Origin of the sequence: Phytoactinopolyspora alkaliphila, assembly GCF_010550695.1 — a bacterium.
GTDB classification, from domain to species: Bacteria; Actinomycetota; Actinomycetes; order Jiangellales; family Jiangellaceae; genus Phytoactinopolyspora; species Phytoactinopolyspora alkaliphila.
On sequence record NZ_JAAGOB010000004.1, the window covers coordinates 232322 to 251703 of the forward strand.

19 protein-coding genes are annotated in these 19382 nt (G+C 66.6%); 8 read left to right on the forward strand and 11 right to left on the reverse strand.

All coding sequences use genetic code 11. From position 1 onward, the window contains the following. Window positions 1–75: 75 nt before the first annotated feature. Together G1H11_RS09295 and G1H11_RS09300 are read left to right on the forward strand one after the other, a co-directional pair. Window positions 76–900 (forward strand): LLM class flavin-dependent oxidoreductase, encoded by an 825-nt coding sequence (locus tag G1H11_RS09295; protein WP_163818275.1) that lies wholly within the window; start codon window positions 76–78, stop codon window positions 898–900. A gap of 1 nt (window position 901) precedes the next feature. Then, window positions 902–1666, forward strand: coding sequence for a class I SAM-dependent methyltransferase (locus G1H11_RS09300; protein ID WP_163818276.1), 765 nt, complete (start codon window positions 902–904; stop codon window positions 1664–1666). Between the two features lie 78 nt (window positions 1667–1744). Here the strand turns inward: G1H11_RS09300 and G1H11_RS09305 are convergent, their stop codons facing one another. From G1H11_RS09305 to G1H11_RS09325, 5 genes are all read right to left on the reverse strand, one after another. Next, window positions 1745–2548, reverse strand: coding sequence for an NAD(P)H-binding protein (locus G1H11_RS09305; protein WP_163818277.1), 804 nt, complete (start codon window positions 2546–2548; stop codon window positions 1745–1747). Between the two features lie 141 nt (window positions 2549–2689). Further along, window positions 2690–3952 (reverse strand): FAD-binding protein, encoded by a 1263-nt coding sequence (locus tag G1H11_RS09310; RefSeq protein ID WP_163818278.1) that lies wholly within the window; start codon window positions 3950–3952, stop codon window positions 2690–2692. Between the two features lie 99 nt (window positions 3953–4051). Further along, the gene (locus G1H11_RS09315) at window positions 4052–6064 is read right to left on the reverse strand and encodes a beta-propeller domain-containing protein (protein ID WP_163818279.1); all 2013 of its coding nucleotides are present in this window, start codon (window positions 6062–6064) and stop codon (window positions 4052–4054) included. A gap of 123 nt (window positions 6065–6187) precedes the next feature. Next, window positions 6188–7012, reverse strand: a complete 825-nt coding sequence (locus G1H11_RS09320) for an ABC transporter permease (RefSeq protein ID WP_216843599.1) — start codon at window positions 7010–7012, stop codon at window positions 6188–6190. Then, window positions 7009–8034, reverse strand: coding sequence for an ATP-binding cassette domain-containing protein (locus G1H11_RS09325; RefSeq protein WP_163818448.1), 1026 nt, complete (start codon window positions 8032–8034; stop codon window positions 7009–7011). Before G1H11_RS09325 ends, G1H11_RS09320 begins: the two co-directional genes overlap by 4 nt. A gap of 74 nt (window positions 8035–8108) precedes the next feature. Here G1H11_RS09325 and G1H11_RS09330 point away from each other — a divergent pair, with 74 nt between their 5' ends. From G1H11_RS09330 to G1H11_RS09340, 4 genes are all read left to right on the forward strand, one after another. After that, window positions 8109–9071, forward strand: coding sequence for a helix-turn-helix transcriptional regulator (locus tag G1H11_RS09330; RefSeq protein ID WP_163818280.1), 963 nt, complete (start codon window positions 8109–8111; stop codon window positions 9069–9071). A gap of 163 nt (window positions 9072–9234) precedes the next feature. After that, entirely contained in the window at window positions 9235–9390 is a 156-nt protein-coding gene (locus G1H11_RS24990) for a hypothetical protein (protein WP_174257510.1), read from the forward strand. Between the two features lie 202 nt (window positions 9391–9592). Beyond that, window positions 9593–10516, forward strand: coding sequence for a D-isomer specific 2-hydroxyacid dehydrogenase family protein (locus tag G1H11_RS09335; RefSeq protein ID WP_216843601.1), 924 nt, complete (start codon window positions 9593–9595; stop codon window positions 10514–10516). A gap of 56 nt (window positions 10517–10572) precedes the next feature. Continuing rightward, on the forward strand, window positions 10573–11019 hold the full coding sequence (locus G1H11_RS09340; RefSeq protein ID WP_163818281.1) for a peroxiredoxin: 447 nt from the start codon (window positions 10573–10575) through the stop codon (window positions 11017–11019). A gap of 119 nt (window positions 11020–11138) precedes the next feature. Here G1H11_RS09340 and G1H11_RS09345 read toward each other — a convergent pair whose 3' ends face one another. Both G1H11_RS09345 and G1H11_RS09350 read right to left on the reverse strand, forming a co-directional pair. After that, window positions 11139–12062, reverse strand: coding sequence for an AEC family transporter (locus G1H11_RS09345; protein ID WP_163818282.1), 924 nt, complete (start codon window positions 12060–12062; stop codon window positions 11139–11141). A 100-nt stretch (window positions 12063–12162) separates the two neighbouring features. Beyond that, window positions 12163–14568 carry a phosphoketolase family protein gene (locus tag G1H11_RS09350; RefSeq protein ID WP_163818283.1) on the reverse strand — a complete coding sequence of 802 codons (2406 nt, stop codon included), beginning with the start codon at window positions 14566–14568 and terminating at the stop codon, window positions 12163–12165. Between the two features lie 273 nt (window positions 14569–14841). Here G1H11_RS09350 and G1H11_RS09355 point away from each other — a divergent pair, with 273 nt between their 5' ends. Then, window positions 14842–15735 carry an LppM family (lipo)protein gene (locus tag G1H11_RS09355; protein WP_163818284.1) on the forward strand — a complete coding sequence of 298 codons (894 nt, stop codon included), beginning with the start codon at window positions 14842–14844 and terminating at the stop codon, window positions 15733–15735. A gap of 315 nt (window positions 15736–16050) precedes the next feature. After that, the gene (locus G1H11_RS09360) at window positions 16051–16761 is read left to right on the forward strand and encodes a D-Ala-D-Ala carboxypeptidase family metallohydrolase (protein ID WP_163818450.1); all 711 of its coding nucleotides are present in this window, start codon (window positions 16051–16053) and stop codon (window positions 16759–16761) included. A gap of 49 nt (window positions 16762–16810) precedes the next feature. On the opposite strand, the gene G1H11_RS09365 is transcribed toward G1H11_RS09360, so the two are convergent. The 4 genes from G1H11_RS09365 to G1H11_RS09380 all read right to left on the reverse strand — a co-directional run bounded on the left by G1H11_RS09365 (window position 16811) and on the right by G1H11_RS09380 (window position 19292). Then, window positions 16811–17524 (reverse strand): YceI family protein, encoded by a 714-nt coding sequence (locus G1H11_RS09365; RefSeq protein WP_163818285.1) that lies wholly within the window; start codon window positions 17522–17524, stop codon window positions 16811–16813. A gap of 175 nt (window positions 17525–17699) precedes the next feature. After that, complete coding sequence (locus tag G1H11_RS09370; RefSeq protein WP_163818286.1) at window positions 17700–17855, reverse strand: hypothetical protein; 156 nt, start codon at window positions 17853–17855, stop codon at window positions 17700–17702. A 98-nt stretch (window positions 17856–17953) separates the two neighbouring features. Beyond that, window positions 17954–18580 (reverse strand): superoxide dismutase, encoded by a 627-nt coding sequence (locus tag G1H11_RS09375; RefSeq protein WP_163818287.1) that lies wholly within the window; start codon window positions 18578–18580, stop codon window positions 17954–17956. Between the two features lie 46 nt (window positions 18581–18626). After that, a complete protein-coding gene (locus G1H11_RS09380; protein WP_163818288.1) occupies window positions 18627–19292 on the reverse strand; it encodes an acVLRF1 family peptidyl-tRNA hydrolase in 666 nt (221 codons plus the stop codon). Window positions 19293–19382 lie beyond the last annotated feature (90 nt).

The window sequence follows — 19382 nt, forward strand, 5'->3', positions numbered from 1 at the left end:
GAGGGGAGTCAACATGAGGGCGATACGCAGGCGCGCCGAGCAGGTCGTGACCCGGACCGTGGGACAGGTTCACCCATGAGCCGGCTGCGATCGGCACTCTGGCTGCCGCTGTTCGATGAGCTCGCTGACCCGAAGACGGTCGCGCGGCTCGCCGCCGATGCGGAGGAGGCGGGCTGGGACGGCTGCTTCGTGTGGGATCACCTGTGCTGGCAGGCGCCGGTCCGCGAGGTCGCGGACCCGTGGATTGTGTTGACGGCCATCGCTACCGTGACCGAACGGCTGCGGCTCGGCCCGATGGTGTCGCCGCTTCCCCGCCGTCGGCCGGCCAAGGTCGCTCGGGAGACTGCCACTCTGGATCGGCTCAGCAACGGTCGGCTCACCCTCGGCGTCGGCATCGGCAGTGATCGGTTCGGCGGCGAGCTATCCAAGACGGGCGAGCAGCCGGACGACCGGCACCGCGGCCAGATGCTCGACGAGTCCTTGACGGTCCTGGCCGCCGCCTGGTCCGGCGAACCGGTGCGGCACCGCGGTCAGCACTACACCGTTGAGGACATCGCGTTCCTGCCCCGACCGGTCCAGAAGCCCGGCGTTCCGGTGTGGGCCGCTGGATACCCGGGAAATAGCAAGCCGATCCGTCGCGCCGCCCGGCTCGACGGCTTCTTCCCGGCAAACCTCGAGCACCCGGACCAACTCGCCGAGACTGTCGCCGCCATCGCCAGCCTCCGAGCGGGAACGGCCGGTGCCTACGACATCGCCGTCGGCCTGCCCCTCGACGCCGACCCGCTGCCCTACGCCGCTGCGGGAGCCACCTGGTGGCTGCCGGAGTTCCCACCCGGGGTTCCGCTCGACACGGTGCGCGGCGTACTCCGCGACGGCCCAGCCAGCCCGGAAGGCGATTGACATGTTCGACTACGACGCCGAACTCAGCCGTTACAACGCGCGACTGCGTACGGCCGCCGACATCAGAACCGGCGACCGTGTCCTCGATATCGGCTGCGGCACGGGGCAGACCACACGCGAGGCGGGTCGAGCCGCGCCCACGGGGAGCGCACTCGGCGTCGATCTGTCTGCGCCCATGGTGGATCGCGCCCGCCAGCTGACCAAGGAAGAGGGCATCGGCAACGTCGCCTTCGAGCGAGCCGACGTCCAGGCCCACCCCTTCTCGCCGGGGCACTTCACCGTGGGTATCAGCCGGTTCGGCACGATGTTCTTCCCTGACCCGGCGGCGGCGTTCGCCAACATCAGCTCGGCGCTGCGACCAGGCGCGCGGTTCGTCCAGCTGGTCTGGCAGACCGGTGACCGCCAGGAGTGGTTCACCGAAGTCAGGCACGCCCTGGCCGGCGGACGGAAGCCGGCCGATGGACTCGGTCACGGGGCCTTCTCGCTGGCGGATCCAGCCCTCACGGCGGGGCTGCTGACCGACGCCGGCTTCACCGCCGTCGACATCACCGCCGTACGGGAGCCGGTCTACTACGGTCCGGACGCTGCCGGCGCGCGCGATGCCCTGTTCGAGCTGGGGATGATCCAGGACCTGGTCGCCGACCTCGACGCGACCGCGACCGCTCGTGCCCTCGACGGGCTGCTCGACATGCTCGCCGCCCATGACACCGGCAACGGCGTTTGGCTCGACTCCAGCGCCTGGCTGGTCACTGCGCGCCGGCGTTGACCATGGGCAATGGGTCCCGCCGTTCACCCAGATGCCGGGCGAGCGTCCGCGGGCGGGAGCGCGCCGTCGCTGGCCGGTTCAGCGGAACTCGTCGGCGTGCTTGACGGCCCATTCGGCGAACGTGGTGGCGGGCCGGCCAAGAATGTCCGCGACGGTAGTGGTTGCGGCCTGAGGTTCGTCGACCAGGCTGGCCGCTCCGTCCACGTACCACTCGGCATATTCGCCCATGTCGGCTACCAGCTGGGCGATGCCTTCCTCCCGCGTCAACGCCACATACGGGATGTCCCGGCCCAGTGCCGCCCCGATATGGCGGACCATCTCGCGGCGGGTGAGGGTGTGCGGCCCAGTCAGCTCATAAGACTGGCCGGCGTGGCCGTCCTCAAGTAGCGTCTTTGCGGCGACGGCCGCGACGTCATCGATGTCGATGGGGGCATTGGCCGCGTCCGGATACGCGTCCCGGACGACGCGCGCGGTCCGGACCTGGTCTGCCCAGATCAGCGTGTTGCTCATGAACTCGCCCGGCCACAGGTGGGTCCATGCGGCTCCGGAGCTCTCGACGGCTTGCGCGACGCCGTACCACCACGTCCCTTCCGGCCCGGAGAGGTCGACGATGTGTTCGACGCCTGCCTTCCGGGCCAGTCGCACCGCGTCCGCCACCGTCTCGGGGACCGGAGCGAGATACATCCGGTCTACGCCATCGAGGGCCTCAGGCAGAGTGGCGGGCCGGCCGACGTAGCCGACGGCGACCTCGACGTCGGCCGGAAGGGCGGCCTTCGCCGGATTGATGGTGAGAGCCCGCACGTCCTCCGCTCCCTGGGTGAGCAGATGATCGACGACGAGCCGTCCAATGTTCCCGGTAGCGCCGGTGACGAGGATCCTCATCTGCCAAGCGTACGACGTACGCATAACCGCGTACAAGTTACGCAGTAGGCGGAAACGGAACTGCCCTCCGCAGTGAGGGCCACGCCCGCCACGGACAAGCTCACCTCGGGAAGCCCGGGATCGCCCCTCGAGAGCGCGAGTTCACACCGTACAGACCACGCGATCCACGAAGTCGTTGCGGAACATACCTTGCGGGTCCAAGGTGCGCGCCAGCTCGCGGAAGTCGCCGATCCGGGGAAAGCCGGCGCGGACCTCGTCGGCGGGCATCGTGGTGAGCTTTCCCCAGTGCGGGACCGCGCGGTACGGGGCCAGTGTCTTCTCGACCAGCGGCAGCGCCGCCAGGACTCGCGTTTGGTCCTTGACCCAGGTGAAATGCACGGCGACCACGTCTCGCTGGTAGTAGGGGCTCATCCAATGAGTGTCTGCGGCCACAGTCCTGATCTCCGTGGCTTGCACCAGGTGGGAGAACCCGCTGCTCACCTCGTGCAGGGCCTGGACCGCCGCGAGGCCATGCTCACGAGGCACGAAAAACTCGGACTGCACCTCTTCGCCGTTGCTCGGTGTGAAGTCGAGCCGGAAATGCGGCAATCGCTCCTGCCACGGGCCGGCTACCCCCAGCTGCTCGGTACAGCTGACCGGCGATATTCCAGGCAGGGGGTGGCGCGGGCCATCGGCGAGCCGGGCACGGTGCCACGTCTCTCCCCCCTGCCAGACGCCGTGCCGGTCGGGACGGTGTTTCACCCAGACCTGCCGGATCAGTGGATCCTGCCACTGGGTGAACAGGCTGACACTGTATGCAGCGGACATGATGGCGTCGAAGTGGTCGTCCAGCTCGGACCGGGGAAGGTCTTCGTAGACGTACTGCTCGACGTTGTACGTAGGCTCGGTTGTCAATGTCAGGTCGAGCACGACCCCGACGGTTCCCAGGCCTACCACGACGCCGGCAAACACGTCCTCGCCGGCATGGAACGTCCGGACGGTGCCGTCGGCACTCATGACGGTCATGGACGTGACAGCGGTGGCAAGTCCACCATTGCCGACACCAGAACCGTGCGTCGCTGTAGCGCATGATCCCGCGACGGAGATATGCGGAAGCGAGCCGAGATTGTGCAATGCGCGGCCATGGCGGTGCAAGTACTCGCTGAGCTCGCCATACCGCACAGCCCCGGCCACCGTGACCGAGGTGCCGTCCGGATCCATGGCGATACTCTGCGGCAGGCCGGCGAGCGACACGAGGTTTCCGGTGGTGTCGGCGATGGCGCTGAACGAGTGGCCGGTGCCGAGGACCCGCAGCCGGTGGCTGCGAGTCACCAATTCCCGAAGTTCATCGAGTGAGGCGGGCCGGTGCACGTGTTCCACGTGGAACGTCAGATTTCCGGCCCAGTTCGTGGGTCGCTGAGCCATCTCGTCCTCCACGTCTCGGTGCGCGATGCATCGTTGTGAGCGTGAACAGTATGGCCGACGGCCCGGACGGAAGCTGTCACCAGGCCGTCGGCCAGCCCGTCACCAGGCCGAGCTCAGGGTGAGCCAGCTCTGGAAGTCCAGGTCGTCCAGGTCGTTCACCTGGAGGCCGTCGTGCCAGAGCGTGTACAGCGCGTCGCCGATGACGAGCGAGCGCATGATCGAGGACCAGTAATAGTCCTCTCGCTCACTCTCTGGCCGGCCGTTGGTGATGAGGCCCTGCTCCGACAGCGACGTCTCGCCCACACCGAGAACCAGTGCGCCGCCGGACTCGTCGGCCATCGCCTGGTCGTCGGCGACCGCGTCGTCGTTGGTCTCGTCCGGACCGGCTTCGAGCGGTTCGGCCAGGCCGAAACCGTGAATCGGGACCACGAGCTGCCGGGTCTCCGGCCAGTAGAGGAACGCGTGCGGGTTACTCTCGGCCTCGCTCCACGCGTCTTCCTTGACGACGCCGTCCAGTTTGCCTGGCGACGCCGGATCGCTCACGTCGAACAGCGACACCTGGGTGCCGACCGTCCGCCCCGATTCGGTCGCCTCTTGGCCGATCCCGATCAGGCGATCCTCGCCGATCGGATGCAGGTACGACGAGTACCCGGTGATCTTCAGTTCGCCTTCCACCGACGGGTTCGCCGGATCCGCGAGATCGAGCACGTAGAGCGGGTCGACCTGGCGGAACGTCACGACGTAGGCCGTGTCGCCGAAGTAGCGGACGGCGTAGATGCGTTCACTCTTGCCGAGGCCGCTGACCCGCCCGAGCTCGGCCAGCTCGCTGCCTTGCTCGGTGAGGGTGAATAGGTGACTCTCGCTCTTCGACTCGTCCCAGGCGTCCGTGGTGGTGGCCACACGCAGGACACTGTCGTGTTCGGACATCGCGTACTGGCCGATGAGTTCGCCGTCGACGTCGCCGGATGCGAGGTAGCGTGCGGGGCCGTCTCCGCGGATGTCGAAGGCGTGGATTCCCGTCTTGTCGATGCGTGGCCACCACGGGCCCATCCAGTCGACGGCGGCGCCGACAGCCTCGCTCGGTTCGCCCCACTTGGCCGTCGCCACGTAGAGCTGGTCCGCGCTCGCGTACACCGTGTCGCCGTCGGTGAGTACGCCAACAGCGTCACCGGCCGTGAGCTGGTCGAAGCCGACGGTGAGAACGCTCAGCGTGGTGAATCCCGCGAAGTCGGACGGGCGGTTGAGCTGATCGCATTCCACCAGACGGCCGGTTGACTCCTCGCCACCGGCTTCCAGGCGGTATGACGGCAACCAGTCGTCGATGCCGGAGTCGTCGATCGCTTCGCGGTTGAGTTTGACCAGCTCCTCTTCGTCGGGCTCACGTACGTAGTGGCGTTCCAACGCCGGGAAGCGCACGCGGGGCGCGGAGCTGATCACCAGCCGTGCCGTGCCGTCCACCAGCCGCGCGTCAATGTAGTTGCCGTCCACCTCGAGAGAGGAGATCACTGTGGGATTCGCCGGGCTGGAAAGATCGACGAGCAAGACGCTAGTGGTGGGTTGTTCCCAGAAGTAGTCGGGTTCCACGGCTTCGTCCTCGCCCGCGACCTCCGCATACCCGCGCACGAAAACGAGCGCCCGATCCCCGGACAACAGCAGATTGCCCTCGGCATACTCCTGGCCGAGGGATAGTTCGCCGATCTTGGCCGGAGCGCCATCGGTGGTGTCGATCACCTGAAGGTTCGAGCCCATGGTGGTGACGATCAGCCGGCCGTCGGTCTTCACGATGTCCGGCTCGTCTACCCCGGCTTCCTGGACGTTGGTACTCGAGTACGAGCCGTCCGTCCCGCCGGCAGAGTCGGCGCCTGCGCCGTCTGCGGCCACGGCGTCGTCAGTGGTTTCCATCTCGAACGGCATCATCGGCCCGCCGGTCATGAGGCCCCACGGTCCGACCCGCTCCCGCCCTTCGTCTTTGAGGTGGTCGACGACATCGGAACAGGCGCCGAACGACACCAGCCCGGTAGCCACGGCCTCGCCGGCCGGGATCACGTTGATGGCGACCAGTGTGCCGGCCGCAAGCCCGCATCCGAGGAGGATGCCCAGTCGCGTTCGCATGCCACTTCGACGCCGGAGAATCGGATTCGGTTCCGTGCACACCGCTGTGCCCTGCGGACTTGGGAGATCGCGCGGTCCGCAGGGCACAGAAGAGCGACGACGGGGCATCTCATTCCGAGTCAGTCAGCTGGAGCGTCGCATCGCCCTGATTCCGGTGAACAGTCCGACCGCGGCGACTGCGGCGGCCGCGGCAAGGCCCTGCACTACGGTGACTGAGGCGATCTCGCCGCTGAAGAGCACGCGGGTTGCATCGACCACATAGCTCAAGGGGTTGGCCTGCGCCAGCGCCCGCAGCCACCCGGGTCCGTCGTCCACCGGAAGCAGGATTCCAGCCAGGAGCAGTGCGGGGAAGAGCAGTGTCTGCTGCACCGTCCAGAACAGCCAGTCCTGGTTCTTCGAGGCGAGCGCCAGCGTGTAGGACAGCGAGCCGATCCCGATCGCCAGGACCGCGAGGATCACCAGGGCGACGAGCACCCCGGCTACGTGGAGTTCGAACCCGAAGGGGACGCATACCGCGACGATGATCACCGCTTGCATGATCATGGGTACGATCTCCTTGAGCGCCCGGCCGATGAGCAGAGCCGAGCGCCGCAACGGCGTGACCAGCATCCGCTCGTGGGAGCCCGTCTGAAGTTCGAACAGCAGGTTCGAGCCGGTGAAGGAGCCGCTGAACAAGCACGACATGACGATGATTCCGGGAACGAACCACTGCAGCGCGGACCCCGTACCGGTGCCCGGGAAGCCGGAGAGCAGGGGGCCGAACAGACCGAGGAACACCAGCGGCTGGATCATGCTGAACACGACCGAGAACGGGTCGCGCAGAACGGGCCGCAGCTCGCGGCTGAACACCGTGAACACGTCGCTGAGCATGCTGGTCGACTGCGTGAGGGCCGGCGCCGCCACGGCGTTTCGCGAGCCGGTGGTCGGAGTGGTGAGTGCGGTGCTCATGCGGTGATCTCCTGGTTCTGCCGGGTGGTGGCTGCGGTGGATGTGGCGGGCGGCTCCGGCTCGGCCGGTTCCGCGCCGCCCTCGCGGAGGCTGCGGCCGGTGAGGTTGAGGAACACGTCGTCGAGGGTTGGCCTGGCCAGCTCGGCCCTGATCACCCGGATGCCGTCGGCGTCGAGGCGACGCAGCAGCTCCGGCAGGAGCTCCGGCCCGTTGACCGCCCGCACGTGGACCCGATCGCGGCCGTGCTCGGCGTCCACCCCGTCGAACGCACCGATCCGCGCGCTGGCGCGGCGGGCATCGTCGTCGGAACCGCACGCGAGCGAGATCCGGTCTCCCGCATGCTCGGCCTTCAGCCGGGCCGGAGTGTCGTCGGCGATCACCCGGCCGTGGTCGACCACGATCACTCGTTCGGCCATGGAGTCCGCCTCGTCGAGGTAGTGCGTGGTGAGGACGATGGTGGTGCCGTACTCGGCGCGTAGTTTGACGATCTGGTCCTGCAGGTTGGCTCGGTTCTGCGGATCCAGGCCCGTGGACGGTTCGTCGAGGAAAAGCAGCGCGGGGGCATGGATCAGGCCCATCGCGATGTCGAGCCGGCGGCGCTGTCCGCCGGACAGGGTGGCGACCTTGCGGTCGGCCACGCCCGCGAGATCAAGCGCGCTGATGAGTTCGTCCGCGCGGGCGCGAGCGGCTTTGCGTCCCATGCCGTAGGCCCGGCCTTGGCTGGTCAGTTCGTCGCGGCCCACCTGCTGGTGTCCCGCTCCGTTGCCCTGGCCGATGTAGCCGATCCGGCGCCGGACCTCGCCCTGGTTCCTGACAACGTCGAAGCCGGCGACGTGCGCGGATCCAGCCGTGGGCGGGATCAGGGTGGTCAGCATCCTCACAGTGGTTGACTTGCCGGCTCCGTTGGGTCCGAGCAAGGCCACCAGCTCTCCCCGCTGTACCGCCAGATCTAGGCCTCGTACGGCTTCGACCGTCTCCTTCTTGACCACGAAATGCCTGGTCAAACCCTGGGTGCGAATCATCGTGGTGTCCATGGGAACCACGGTAGAATTCATTCCGGTCATTTTCTGACCTCAATGTGAAGGAACCTGAATTCATGGCGAACACCAGCTCGCGGATGCTCCGGTTGCTCTCACTGCTGCAGACTCACCGCTACTGGCCGGGCGGCGAGCTCGCCCAGCGCTTGGAGGTAAGCGAGCGGACACTCCGACGTGACATCGAACGGCTCCGCGAGCTGGGCTATCCGGTTGACGCCAGCAGGGGCGTCGCGGGCGGGTATCAACTCCAGGCCGGCGCCGCTCTGCCCCCGTTGCTACTCGACGACGAGGAAGCGGTGGCTATCGCGGTGGGACTGCGCACCGCCAGCGGTGGAGCCGTCGAGGGCATCGAGGAGACATCGGTGCGGGCGCTCACCAAGGTGGTGCAGGTGATGCCGCCGCGGCTGCGCCGTCGGGTCGATGCCTTACAGGCGTTCACGGTGCCCGCCGTATGGGGTGGCGGTCCCACCGTGAACGCGGAGACCCTGACCGTGATCGCGCAGGCTTGCCGGGACGACGAGCGGCTCCGCTTCCGATACACGACACGCTCCGGAGACCATGCCGTGCGTGAAGTGGAGCCACACCGGATGGTCTCCCTCGCCCGTCGCTGGTACCTGGTGGCGTGGGACGTGGAGCGGCACGACTGGCGGACCTTCCGCGTGGACCGCCTCGGCGAGCCGACCGTCACAGGCGCCCGGTTCCGGCCCCGCGAACTGCCCGCCTCCGATGCCGCCGAGTTCGTCCGGTCGCAGCTGAGCTCGATGTCGAGCCGCTACGCCGTCGACGTGGTCCTCCGCGCCGCGGCAGACGAGGTGCAGAAGATTACGGGCCGCTGGGCGCAGATCGAACCGATCGACGAGGGCTCATGTCGGCTCCGGATGACCGTCGACGACCTGGGCTGGCCCGCGATGGTGCTCGGCGCCGTCCAGGCGGAGTTCGACGTGGTCGGCCCTCCGGAACTCGTCGATCGCCTGAAAACCATAGGTGAGCTCTTCGTTAGATCCACGGCAGGAGAGTCATGACCAGCCGTGTGGGTGTGGCCGTGTGCGGCGTATTGCTGAACTTGCCGTACCGGCTGCCGGATCCGGTGTGAATCTGATCATGAATGGAATCCCCAACGCCGGGTACTGGTAGCGATTGTCCGGATTAGCCGGGTTATTTCGAAAGAGAAACGGAGGCGACGGCATGATCGTCCTAGGAATCGTGTTGCTGGTCATAGGTCTGTTGGCAGACTTGGGCCTGCTCGTGACGTTGGGCTCCATCGTGCTGGTCATCGGCGTGGTGTTCTTCATCCTCGGGGCGGTGGGCCGGCCGGTCGCTGGCCGGAGTTCTTGGTGGTAGTTGACGACGTCGACATCGGTACACGGCAGCCCGGGCCTTCTGGCCCGGGCTGCCGGCTTGTCGGCGGCCCACGTCTGCCCGAACGCGGCGGGGCCGTAGGGTCGGCTTATGGAGGCCAGAACAAGCAGAGACCCGGCTTGCGACCGCTGGTTCATACCACCGGTGCAGGCGCTGCGTCGGGAATCGAGATATCGGAGGATCTGTGGCTGACCGTGTGACACACGCCCGCGCGGTGCACGTTGGGCCGGGCGCGCCTGACGAGCTGGTATCCGCCGTGGAAGAAGCCGGTGGGAAGATCGTGCCGCCGGAAGACGCGTCGGCGCTCATCTGGTTCACCGGCGGCCCCGGCGAGGCCGCGCCGTATCTGCACGAAGGCATCCGATGGGTACAGCTGCCAGGGGCGGGTGTTGAAAGCTGGTTCGCGTCCGGCCTGCTCACACCGGGGCGGACGTACACCTCGGCCGTAGGCATCTACGCGCCCTCGGTGGCAGAGCACGCGCTGGCCCTGATGCTCGCTGGAGCTCGCCGCCTGCACGAACTCGCGTCGGTGCGGACCTGGACCAGGCCTGATCCGACCGGCTTGGGCGGCTCCACCGTCGCGGTGGTCGGCTCCGGCGGCATCGGCCAGGAGCTCATCCGGCTGCTCGAGCCCTTCCGCGTCAGAATCCTGGCGATCACCCGGTCAGGCAGGACCGTCCCGGGTGCTGCCGTCTCGACGACTCCGGATCGGCTCGTCGATGTGCTGAAAGAGGCTGACTTCGTCGTCGTCGCCGCGCCGTCCACCGACGAGACACGGGCGTTGATAGGCGAGCCGGAGCTGGCCGCGATGCGAGAGACCGCTTGGTTGATCAACATCGCCCGCGGAGCGCTGATCGATACCGACGCGCTGGTCGAAGCGCTCGTCGCACGTACCATCGGAGGTGCGGCCCTGGACGTCACCGACCCGGAGCCGCTCCCTGACGGGCATCCGCTCTGGGGTGCGCCGAACGCCCTCATCACGCCGCATTCGGCGAATCCGCTGAAGCTCAGATTGCCACGCTACGTGGAACGTGTACGGCGCAATGTCGAGAATTACATCGAAGGCAGGCCTCTGGAAGGAGTCGTCGACATCGACGCGGGGTACTGATCGCCAGGGGGAGAAACGCGTCCCGTCACACACACCCATAGCGAATCCGGAGTGGCATGGACATCGGTGACGTCGTCAAGGACTTCGAGCTGCCTGACCAGAACGGAACATTGCGCCGCCTCAGCTCGATGCTGGAGGAGGGCCCGGTGGTGCTGTTCTTCTATCCGGCCGCGATGAGTAAGGGATGCACGGTCGAGGTGTGCCACTTCCGGGACCTCGCCGGTGAGTTCCGCGCCACCGGCGCTCAGCCGGTCGGGATCAGCGCCGACGACGTGAGCAAGCAGCAGCAGTTCGCAGGCGCCAACGATGTGCCGTTTCCCCTGCTCAGCGATAAGGACAAGCTCGTCGCTGAGCAGTTCGGCGTACGCCGGCGGCTGGGCCTTCCCGTCAAGCGGCACACCTTCGTCATCAGCCCGGACTCGACAGTCCTCGAGGTGATCAGCAGTGAGTTGAGCATGGAGGCGCATGCCGACCGCGCTCTCGAGGTGCTCCGGCAGGGCTGACGTGGTGGCGCGCCGGGAGCACCGGTCAGTCGACGTCCAACTGTGCCTGCCAGCGTTCGAGGCTGGTCTGTCCGGCTGGCTCGCCATGAGCGTGACCGGCGCGACCTACCGGCTGATTCTCAGGCGAGGAAGGCGGCGATGACCAGGATGGGAATTCCGGACAGCAGGGTGGTCACGAAGATCGAGTCCCGTGCGAGGGCTACCCCGGTCTGATAGCGCACGGCGTAGACATAGATGTTCTGTGCGGTCGGGAGTGCCGCCGTGACCGTCACCGCCAGTAGCCAGTCGGCATCGAGATCGAGGAGGAAGCGCCCGGCTGTGTAGGCGAGAGCAGGCTGAATGATCAGTTTGAGCACGGCGATGAGCGTGACGTCCCGTGCTGAGCCGCCCGTTCCTGGCCGCGGTGACCCGTGCAGTGAGGCTCCGTAGACGAGCAGCGCCGCCGGTATCGCCAGGCCGGCTACGAGCTCGGCCGGACGCTGAACCGCGGTCGGGACGGCATAGCCGGTGGCGGCAACCGCGACGGCCACCAGGGACGCCAGGGTCACCGGGTTGGCCACCGGGCGGAGCAGGATAGTGCGCCAGGACGGCCGGCCGTCAGAACTCACGGTGTCGAGGACGGCGAAGGCGAGGGGGGCGAGGATGACCAGCTGGAAGAGCATGACCGGCGCGACATATGAACCGTCGCCCATCACGTAGACGGCGATCGGTATGCCGAGGTTGCCGGCGTTCACATAACTACTGGAGAGAGCGCCGATGGTGGACCACCCGACGGGGCGGCGCCATGCCAGCCGGGCGACCACCACGTAGGCGAAGGCGGCGATCAGGACGGCGCCGCCGATGGCGATCATGGCCGCGGAGAAAACTGTGGCGAGGTCCGCCGTCGACAAGGTCACGAAGAGCAGGGCCGGTATCCCGACCGTGAAGACCAGCCGTGACAGTGCTACTTGCGCCTCGCGATCCAGGATGCCGCGCCGCCCGATGACGTATCCGAGGGCGATGACCATCGCGATGACGCCAAATCCCTCGAATACTCCCTGCACCTGCGCTGACCGAACCCCTCGGCTGTACTGTCGACGGACCGTCCGAGCCCGGCCGCGCTACGCACCGTGCCCTGAGTCGGAGTGTACGGGTACCGGTTTCTCAGTCCCTGGCCGGCAGCCCGGGCCACGTCCAATCATGCACCTCTGGGAGGTCTTCGCCTGTTTCGCGGGTATGCTGCCTGGCCCTGAGTCTGCTGTCGACCATGTTCTGACGCACGCCGGCGGCGTGCCTCCCGAGCCGGCCCACGCGGTCGATCACATCGATCACCAGGTGGTATCGATCGAGGTCGTTGAGCATCAACATATCGAACGGCGTGGTGGTGGTGCCTTCCTCCTTGTAGCCGCGCACGTGAATGTTGCCATGGTTGGTGCGGCGATAGGTCAGGCGATGGATCAGCCATGGATAGCCGTGGTAGGCGAAGACCACCGGCCGGTCGGTCGTGAACAGGGCGTCGAACTCCGCGTCGGACAGTCCGTGGGGGTGTTCCTTGGCGTCCTGCAGGCGCATGAGGTCCACCACATTGACTACCCGGATGCTCAAGTCCGGGAAGTTCTGGGTGAGCAGGTCCACGGCCGCGAGCGTCTCAAGCGTGGGTACGTCTCCGGCGCAGGCGAGTACCACGTCCGGATCCACGTTTCCGCCGTCGGTGCTGGCCCAGTCCCAGATGCCGATTCCGCGGGTGCAGTGTGCGATGGCCTCGTCCATGGCGAGCCATTGCGCCTGTTCCTGTTTGCCGGCCACCACCACGTTCACGTAGTTGCTGGTTCGCAGGCAGTGATCGTAGGTGGAGAGCAATGTGTTGGCGTCCGGCGGCAGGTAAACGCGGATGATGTCGGCCTTCTTGTTCACCACGTGATCGATGAAGCCCGGGTCCTGGTGGGAGAAGCCGTTGTGATCCTGGCGCCAGACGTGGGACGAGAGGAGGTAGTTCAGCGACGCTATCGGTGCCCGCCACGGAATGTTCCTGGTCACCTTGAGCCATTTGGCATGCTGGTTGAACATCGAATCGACGATGTGGACGAACGCTTCGTAGCTGTTGAACAGGCCGTGCCTTCCGGTCAGCAGGTAGCCTTCCAGCCAGCCCTGGCACTGGTGCTCAGACAGCATCTCCACCACGCGTCCGTCGCGCGAGAGGTGCTCGTCCACGGGGAGGATCTCCGCGTTCCACGCTTTGCCGCCGACGTCCACGGTCGCAGCGAGGCGGTTCGACACCGTCTCGTCCGGGCCGAAGACGCGGAAATTGTCCGGGTTGGCTTCCATCACCTCACCGAGCCAGTTGCCGAGCACGCGGGTGGCCTCCGCGTTGACCGAGCCTGGCGGCGAGACTTCGACCGCGTGCGCACGGAAGTCGGGAAGACGCAGATCCTTGCTGATCAACCCGCCGTTGGCGTGGGGGTTCGCGCTCATCCGGCGCTGTCCCACCGGGTTGAGCTCGGCGATCTCCGCCCGGAGCCTGCCTTCCTCGTCGAACAGCCCTTCCGGGCGGTACGAGAGCATCCAATCCGCGAGCTTTCCCGTGTGCTCCTCATTGCCGCGTACGGCGCTCATCGGCACCTGATGGGAACGCCAGGTGTCCTCGACGGGACTGCCGTCCACCTCCACCGGGCCCGTCCATCCCTTGGGTGTCTTGAACACGATCATCGGCCACGCGGGCCGGGTGCTCGTCGTATCAGTGCGGGCCTCGTCCCGAATGGTGGCGATCTCGTCGAGGACGTCGTCGAGCAGGGCGGCGAAGCGCCGATGCGCGTCGGCCGGTTTCTCGCCGTTGAATCCGCCCTCGAACCAGTACGGCTTGTGTCCGTAGCCGGTCATCAGCGCTTCCAGCTCGCTTCGGGGGATACGGGCGAGCAGGGATGGATTGGCGATCTTGTAGCCGTTCAGGTGAAGGATGGGAAGCACTGTGCCGTCGGTCGTGGGGTTGAGGAACTTGTTGCTGTGCCAGGAGGTCGCCAGCGGTCCGGTCTCCGCCTCGCCATCGCCGATCACGGCCGCCACGATCAGGTCCGGATTGTCGAACGCCGCCCCGTAGGCGTGCGACAAGGCGTAGCCCAGTTCCCCACCTTCGTGGATGGATCCGGGAGTCTCCGGCGCAACGTGGCTCGGCACCCCGCCTGGGAAGGAGAACTGACGGAACAGCGCGCGCAGGCCGGACTCGTCGTCTCCGATGTGGGAATACACCTCGCTGTACGTGCCCTCGAGCCATGCCGCGGCCACCATGGCCGGGCCGCCGTGGCCCGGTCCGCAGACGTACATCATGTCCAGGTCGCGCTCGATGATGGTGCGGTTCAGGTGTGCATAAAGGAAGTTCAGGCCGGGGCAGGTACCCCAATGCCCGAGTAGCCGCGGCTTGATGTGCTCCGCGGCGAGTGATTCTCGTAGCAACGGATTGTCCAGGAGGTAGATCTGTCCGATGGAGAGGTAGTTCGCCGCACGCCACCATGCGTCGATCCGGTCGACAGTCGTGTCATCGAGTGGCTCCTGCTTGGTGGCCGGCTTGCGGAACATGAATCGTCACTCCTCGGATATCCGGACGACGTCGATAGCCAGTTGCGGGCACATCCTGAACACGGCCTACCCCCGAAGGCCCCGGTCGACACGTGTCCAAAGAGCCGGGCACCTGGCGAGTGCTCCTGAGGTTCGTTATCGCATTGTGCGCCAGCCGTTGCGTGGCCGGATAGAGGAATCCCGATTCCTATGACAAGCTTTGCGCCCATGAGGACAAGAAGAGTTGTGCAAGGGGTGGGCGCAGCGGGCTTGGCTCTGGCCTTGAGCGCGTGCATGAAGATGGATATGAACCTGGAGCTCAACACCGACGATACGATCGACGGCTCCGTGGTCATGGCCTTCAGCAAGGATTTCATGGACATGGCGGGCATGATGGGCGAAGACGCCGACATGGACGAGATGTTCGAGGGGTTCATGGACTTCGATCCCGAGGGCGAGGACGTTCCCGACTATGCCTCGGTGGAGCCCTATGATGACGGCGAGTTCGTAGGACAGCAGATCAACTTCGACGGTGCGCCGCTGGAAGACTTCAGCGAGGGCACGGACATGTCGGGGCTGTCCATCGTCCGCGAGGGTGATCAGTTCGTCGTCGAGGGTGACATGGACATGTCGGACGCAAGCACGGGCGAGATGGAGGACATCCCGCCGGGCATGCTCGAGAACATGGACTTCGACTTGAGGGTCGCCATCACCTTCCCGGGTGAGGTCCTCGAACACAACGGATCGCTCGACGGCACCACCGTCACGTGGGAGCCGGAGATCGGTGCGCAGAACGACATGTTCGCTCGCGCCATGGACTCGGGCGGTGCCGGGGGCGGAATGCCGGTCTGGCTGTGGATCGTGATCGGAGTGGTGATCGTCGCCGGACTCGCCGCACTGCTGTTCCTGATGTCCCGGAACAAGGGCGAGTCCGCACCGGTGATGAGCGAGGGCGGCGCGGTACCACCTCCGGCCGCGCCGGGAGCGCCGGTACCGCCGCCCGCGCCGGCCCAGCCGGATACGGATCCGGCCGGGCCCGAGGCCGCACCCGCAGCGCCGGGTGAGCCGGTTCCCGACGACGGGAAGCCGGCCGACGCCGCTCTCGACCCGCCGAACACCGAGAGCAGGGTCGACGTCCCGGACCCCGCCGCGCCCGAGGGTCCTGACGCCCCAGGGGAGCCGCGGTGACCAACCAAGGGTTCATCTGATACCCGCATAGATCCGTGTGAGGGGCTGCGCCGTTCCGGCGCAGCCCCTCTTGTCGTTGGCGACGGCAACGACCCGGGGGTCGATATCCCGTTGACAGTGAGGTTGACGGGAAATCCGTGATCAAAGTGACCAATTGTCGGAAAAATCTTCGTGAACGGTGCAGACAACTGGTCTAGATCCTGTCATGCTGTGGCCACGCCGGCTGGCCTTGGGGGCCGACGGTCAGCCACTCACCCGGGAGGTAGACCTGTGGAAAACGATCCGATCGTCAACCATCCGATCGACCGGCGCCGTATGCTCGGAGGCTTCGCGGCCGCCGTGGGTGTGGCCGCCGTCGGCACCGTTGTCACCGCCACCAATGCGCATGCCTACAACTGGACTCGGACCATGCGAAATGGAGACAGCGGCAACGACGTCCGGGAACTGCAGATCAGGGTGGCGGGATGGGCCGCGGGCAGCGCCTCGCGCACCTATGTCGCCGTGGACGGGCAGTTCGGCCCCGGGACGGAAGCGGCGGTCCGGCGCTTTCAGTCGGCGTACGGTCTCACGTCGGACGGCGTCGCTGGTCCGCAGACTCATAGTCAGCTGAACTGGCTGGAGTCGTCCGACGGATCCACCCGTCACTTCTCCTTCAGCGAGTTCCAGTCCAAGGACGGAAGCGGCTTCGGCGGCGGGAGAGTGGGGTCCAGCACAGTACGGGAGAACGTGCGCCGCCTGATGTACAAGCTCGAGGCCATGCGCCGCAAGGGCGGGAACAACCCCTGCTACATCAATTCCGCCTTCCGCAGTGTCAGCCACAACGCCAATGTGGGCGGCGCGTCCAACAGCCAGCACGTCTACGGCATCGCGGCGGACATCCGGATTGGCAACCGTTCCGTCTCCCAGGTCATCTCCTATGCTCAGATCAGCGGATTCAGCGGGATCATCCGGTATAGCACGCATACTCACGTGGACAGCAGAGTCGAGTACCCCTACGGGGCGCAGTCCTGGTACTGGGCCGTGTAGCCGATCTCCGGCGGTGACCGGCTGGCGGCCGGTCACCGCCCGCGGAGGCTCAGCCCTGAGCCAAGGTCAGCAGGAACTCGACCAGCCCGTCGTCCTCCACCCGGACAAACGCCAGGTTCGGCGGATCGACGTCGAAGTCTTCGAAGATGATCGGGATCGAGCCCACGACCTGGACGGTGCCATCCGACCGGCGCAGCTCCAGTTGCGCCTCGACAGGCCGGGTGACGTCGCGGATCGTCAGCTCGCCTGCCGCGGTCGTCTGTACGGTCTCGCCCTCGTCGGCGAGTCCGGTGAGATCGACAGGCTCGGTCAGCGTGAATGTGGACGTGGGGTACTGGTCGGTGTTCATGATCGAGCCCTGGAACTGTCCATCGCGGCTGCCGCTGTCCGTCGTGACGCTGGCCATGTCCACCGTGACCTCTGCACTGGTGGCGGTGCTGTCCGAGACGATGACCTGGCCGGTCACCTCGCTTGTGCGACCCACCACCGTGTTGTCCATGCCGTTGAGCACCTCGTCGACGCGATAGCCGGCCTCGGATCCTTCAGCGACGGTCCACGTGCCGTCGAGGGCCACCTCCCCGCTCGCCGGGGAGGCATCGTTCCCCGCGGGGCCGGGGTTGGCCGTGTCCAGGCTGAACGGCTCCGGAGCGTCCCCGCTCAGGACGTTGACGTAGAACCAGGTGCCTGCGAGGGCGAGGGCGACGACGCCCACGACCGCGCCCACGGCTAGGACAAGACGGCGGTTGGTCCGTTCCGAGGTCATCCTGAACTCCTTCGAATCGTCCAGCGTAGGCGGCGCATGGGCGCGATAGCACGGGCGGTCGAAGGACAACCCGCGCCGGTCGGCACGCCGGCGGCGTGAGGTGCTGTCCGGTAAGTACGGAGAAGAAGCCAGAGCGGATTGCGGCGTCTGCGGCAGCAGGGTGTGGCGTGGGCCACTAGAGGCGGGTCAGCAGCCAGCCGGCGAGCACGCTGAGGTAGCTGACGGCAAGCGCGACGATGGCTACGGCTGTCACCGTCTCGCGGCGTTGAGGCGGATGCCGGAACATGCTCACCACCGCCTTCGAACGAGTTCGGTCAACCGAACTTCTCACTTGGGATTCCATCATGCCACATGATGGCGGCGAAAACAGTGGGGCGTGTCCCGTGGACCGTACGTCCACCGAACACGCCCCTGAATCGAGCGCCGAAGCTACGACGGCGTGATGAGCCCGTTGGTCTTGGACTTGGCGGTGCTCAATCGGTCGGCCACGTCGGACCAGTTCACGATGTTCCAGAACGCGTTGACGTAGTCCGGCTTGACGTTCTTGTACTGCAGGTAGAACGCGTGCTCCCACATGTCGAGCATGAGAAGCGGGACCGTTCCCACGGCCAGGTTGCCCTGGTGGTCGTACAGCTGCTCGATCACCAGACGCTGGCCGATGCTCTCCCAAGCCAGGATCGACCAGCCAGAACCCTGAATGCCCAGCGCGGCCGCCGTGAAGTGGGCCCGAAAGCCGTCGAAGGACCCGAAGAACTCGTCGATCGCGGCGCCGAGCTCGCCGTCGGGCTTGTCGCCACCTTCCGGCGACAGGTTGTTCCAGAACACCGTGTGGTTGACATGTCCGGCGAGATTGAAGGCCAGGTTCTTCTGCAGCTGGTTGACAGTGTCCAGCTTGTTCGCGGCGCGTGCCTCCTCCAACTGCTCCAGAGCCGTATTGGTGCCGCTGACATACGTTTGGTGGTGCTTGGAGTGGTGCAGCTCCATGATTTGGCCGGCGATGTGCGGCTCGAGGGCACCGTAGTCGTAGGGAAGGTCAGGAAGGGAGTAGGTGGCCATGCGTGTGGTCCTCTCGTCGAGACGTACATGGTGCTCAGTGCCCAAACTACGCTTGCTTATTCCGCGGTGCGTCTTGAGGGGTGGATTCGATGACCTCGATTTCGACCGCCCTGAACATGTCCGCGGTGTCTCGCAGAACGCGGAGCTTGGGATCCGGCACCGCCAGGTGGGGAGGCACCACCATGGGGAGCAGCCCGGCCAGTCGCGGATCGGACAGCACCTGACTCACAGCTCGTCGGTCGCCTCCGCACACCACGGCCTCGAGTGTGTGCGTGTACGGAACGAGGACGCGCGCGGCCACATCGGCGGCCGCCGCGAACGCTTCTCGTGCCTGGTTGTCCCGGCGGCGGGAGAACCTCTGCTGAGACTGCCCGCCGGCGGCCGTGCGGCCCTGGACATGCCGTGAGCCCACTTTCGAAGCGACGAGCACGCGACCTTCGAACACGCCGGCCGCATAACCGCCACGACGCACCAGGATGACGCCGACGAGCCGGTCGCGCCGCGCGTGGTCGAGCAACCCGAGATAGGCGGACTCGGGATCGATCCGCAGCGGGCCGAAAGGCACCGAACAGCGCGCCTCGGAACCGTCGGCGGCACGCACTACGACATGCTCAGCCTCGGCGTGCGTGCTGGATGCACCGTGTCGCTCGGCGAACCCCTCCAGCCAGTGTTCAAGCCGTTCCGGAGTGATCGAGACATGCTTCGTCGGCATGTATCGAGCATGCCTCACCCGCAGTCAGCCCGGTGATGAGGCCCGCACCGCGGGACGTGATGAGCGGCTTGCCGGACGGTACGGATGTGG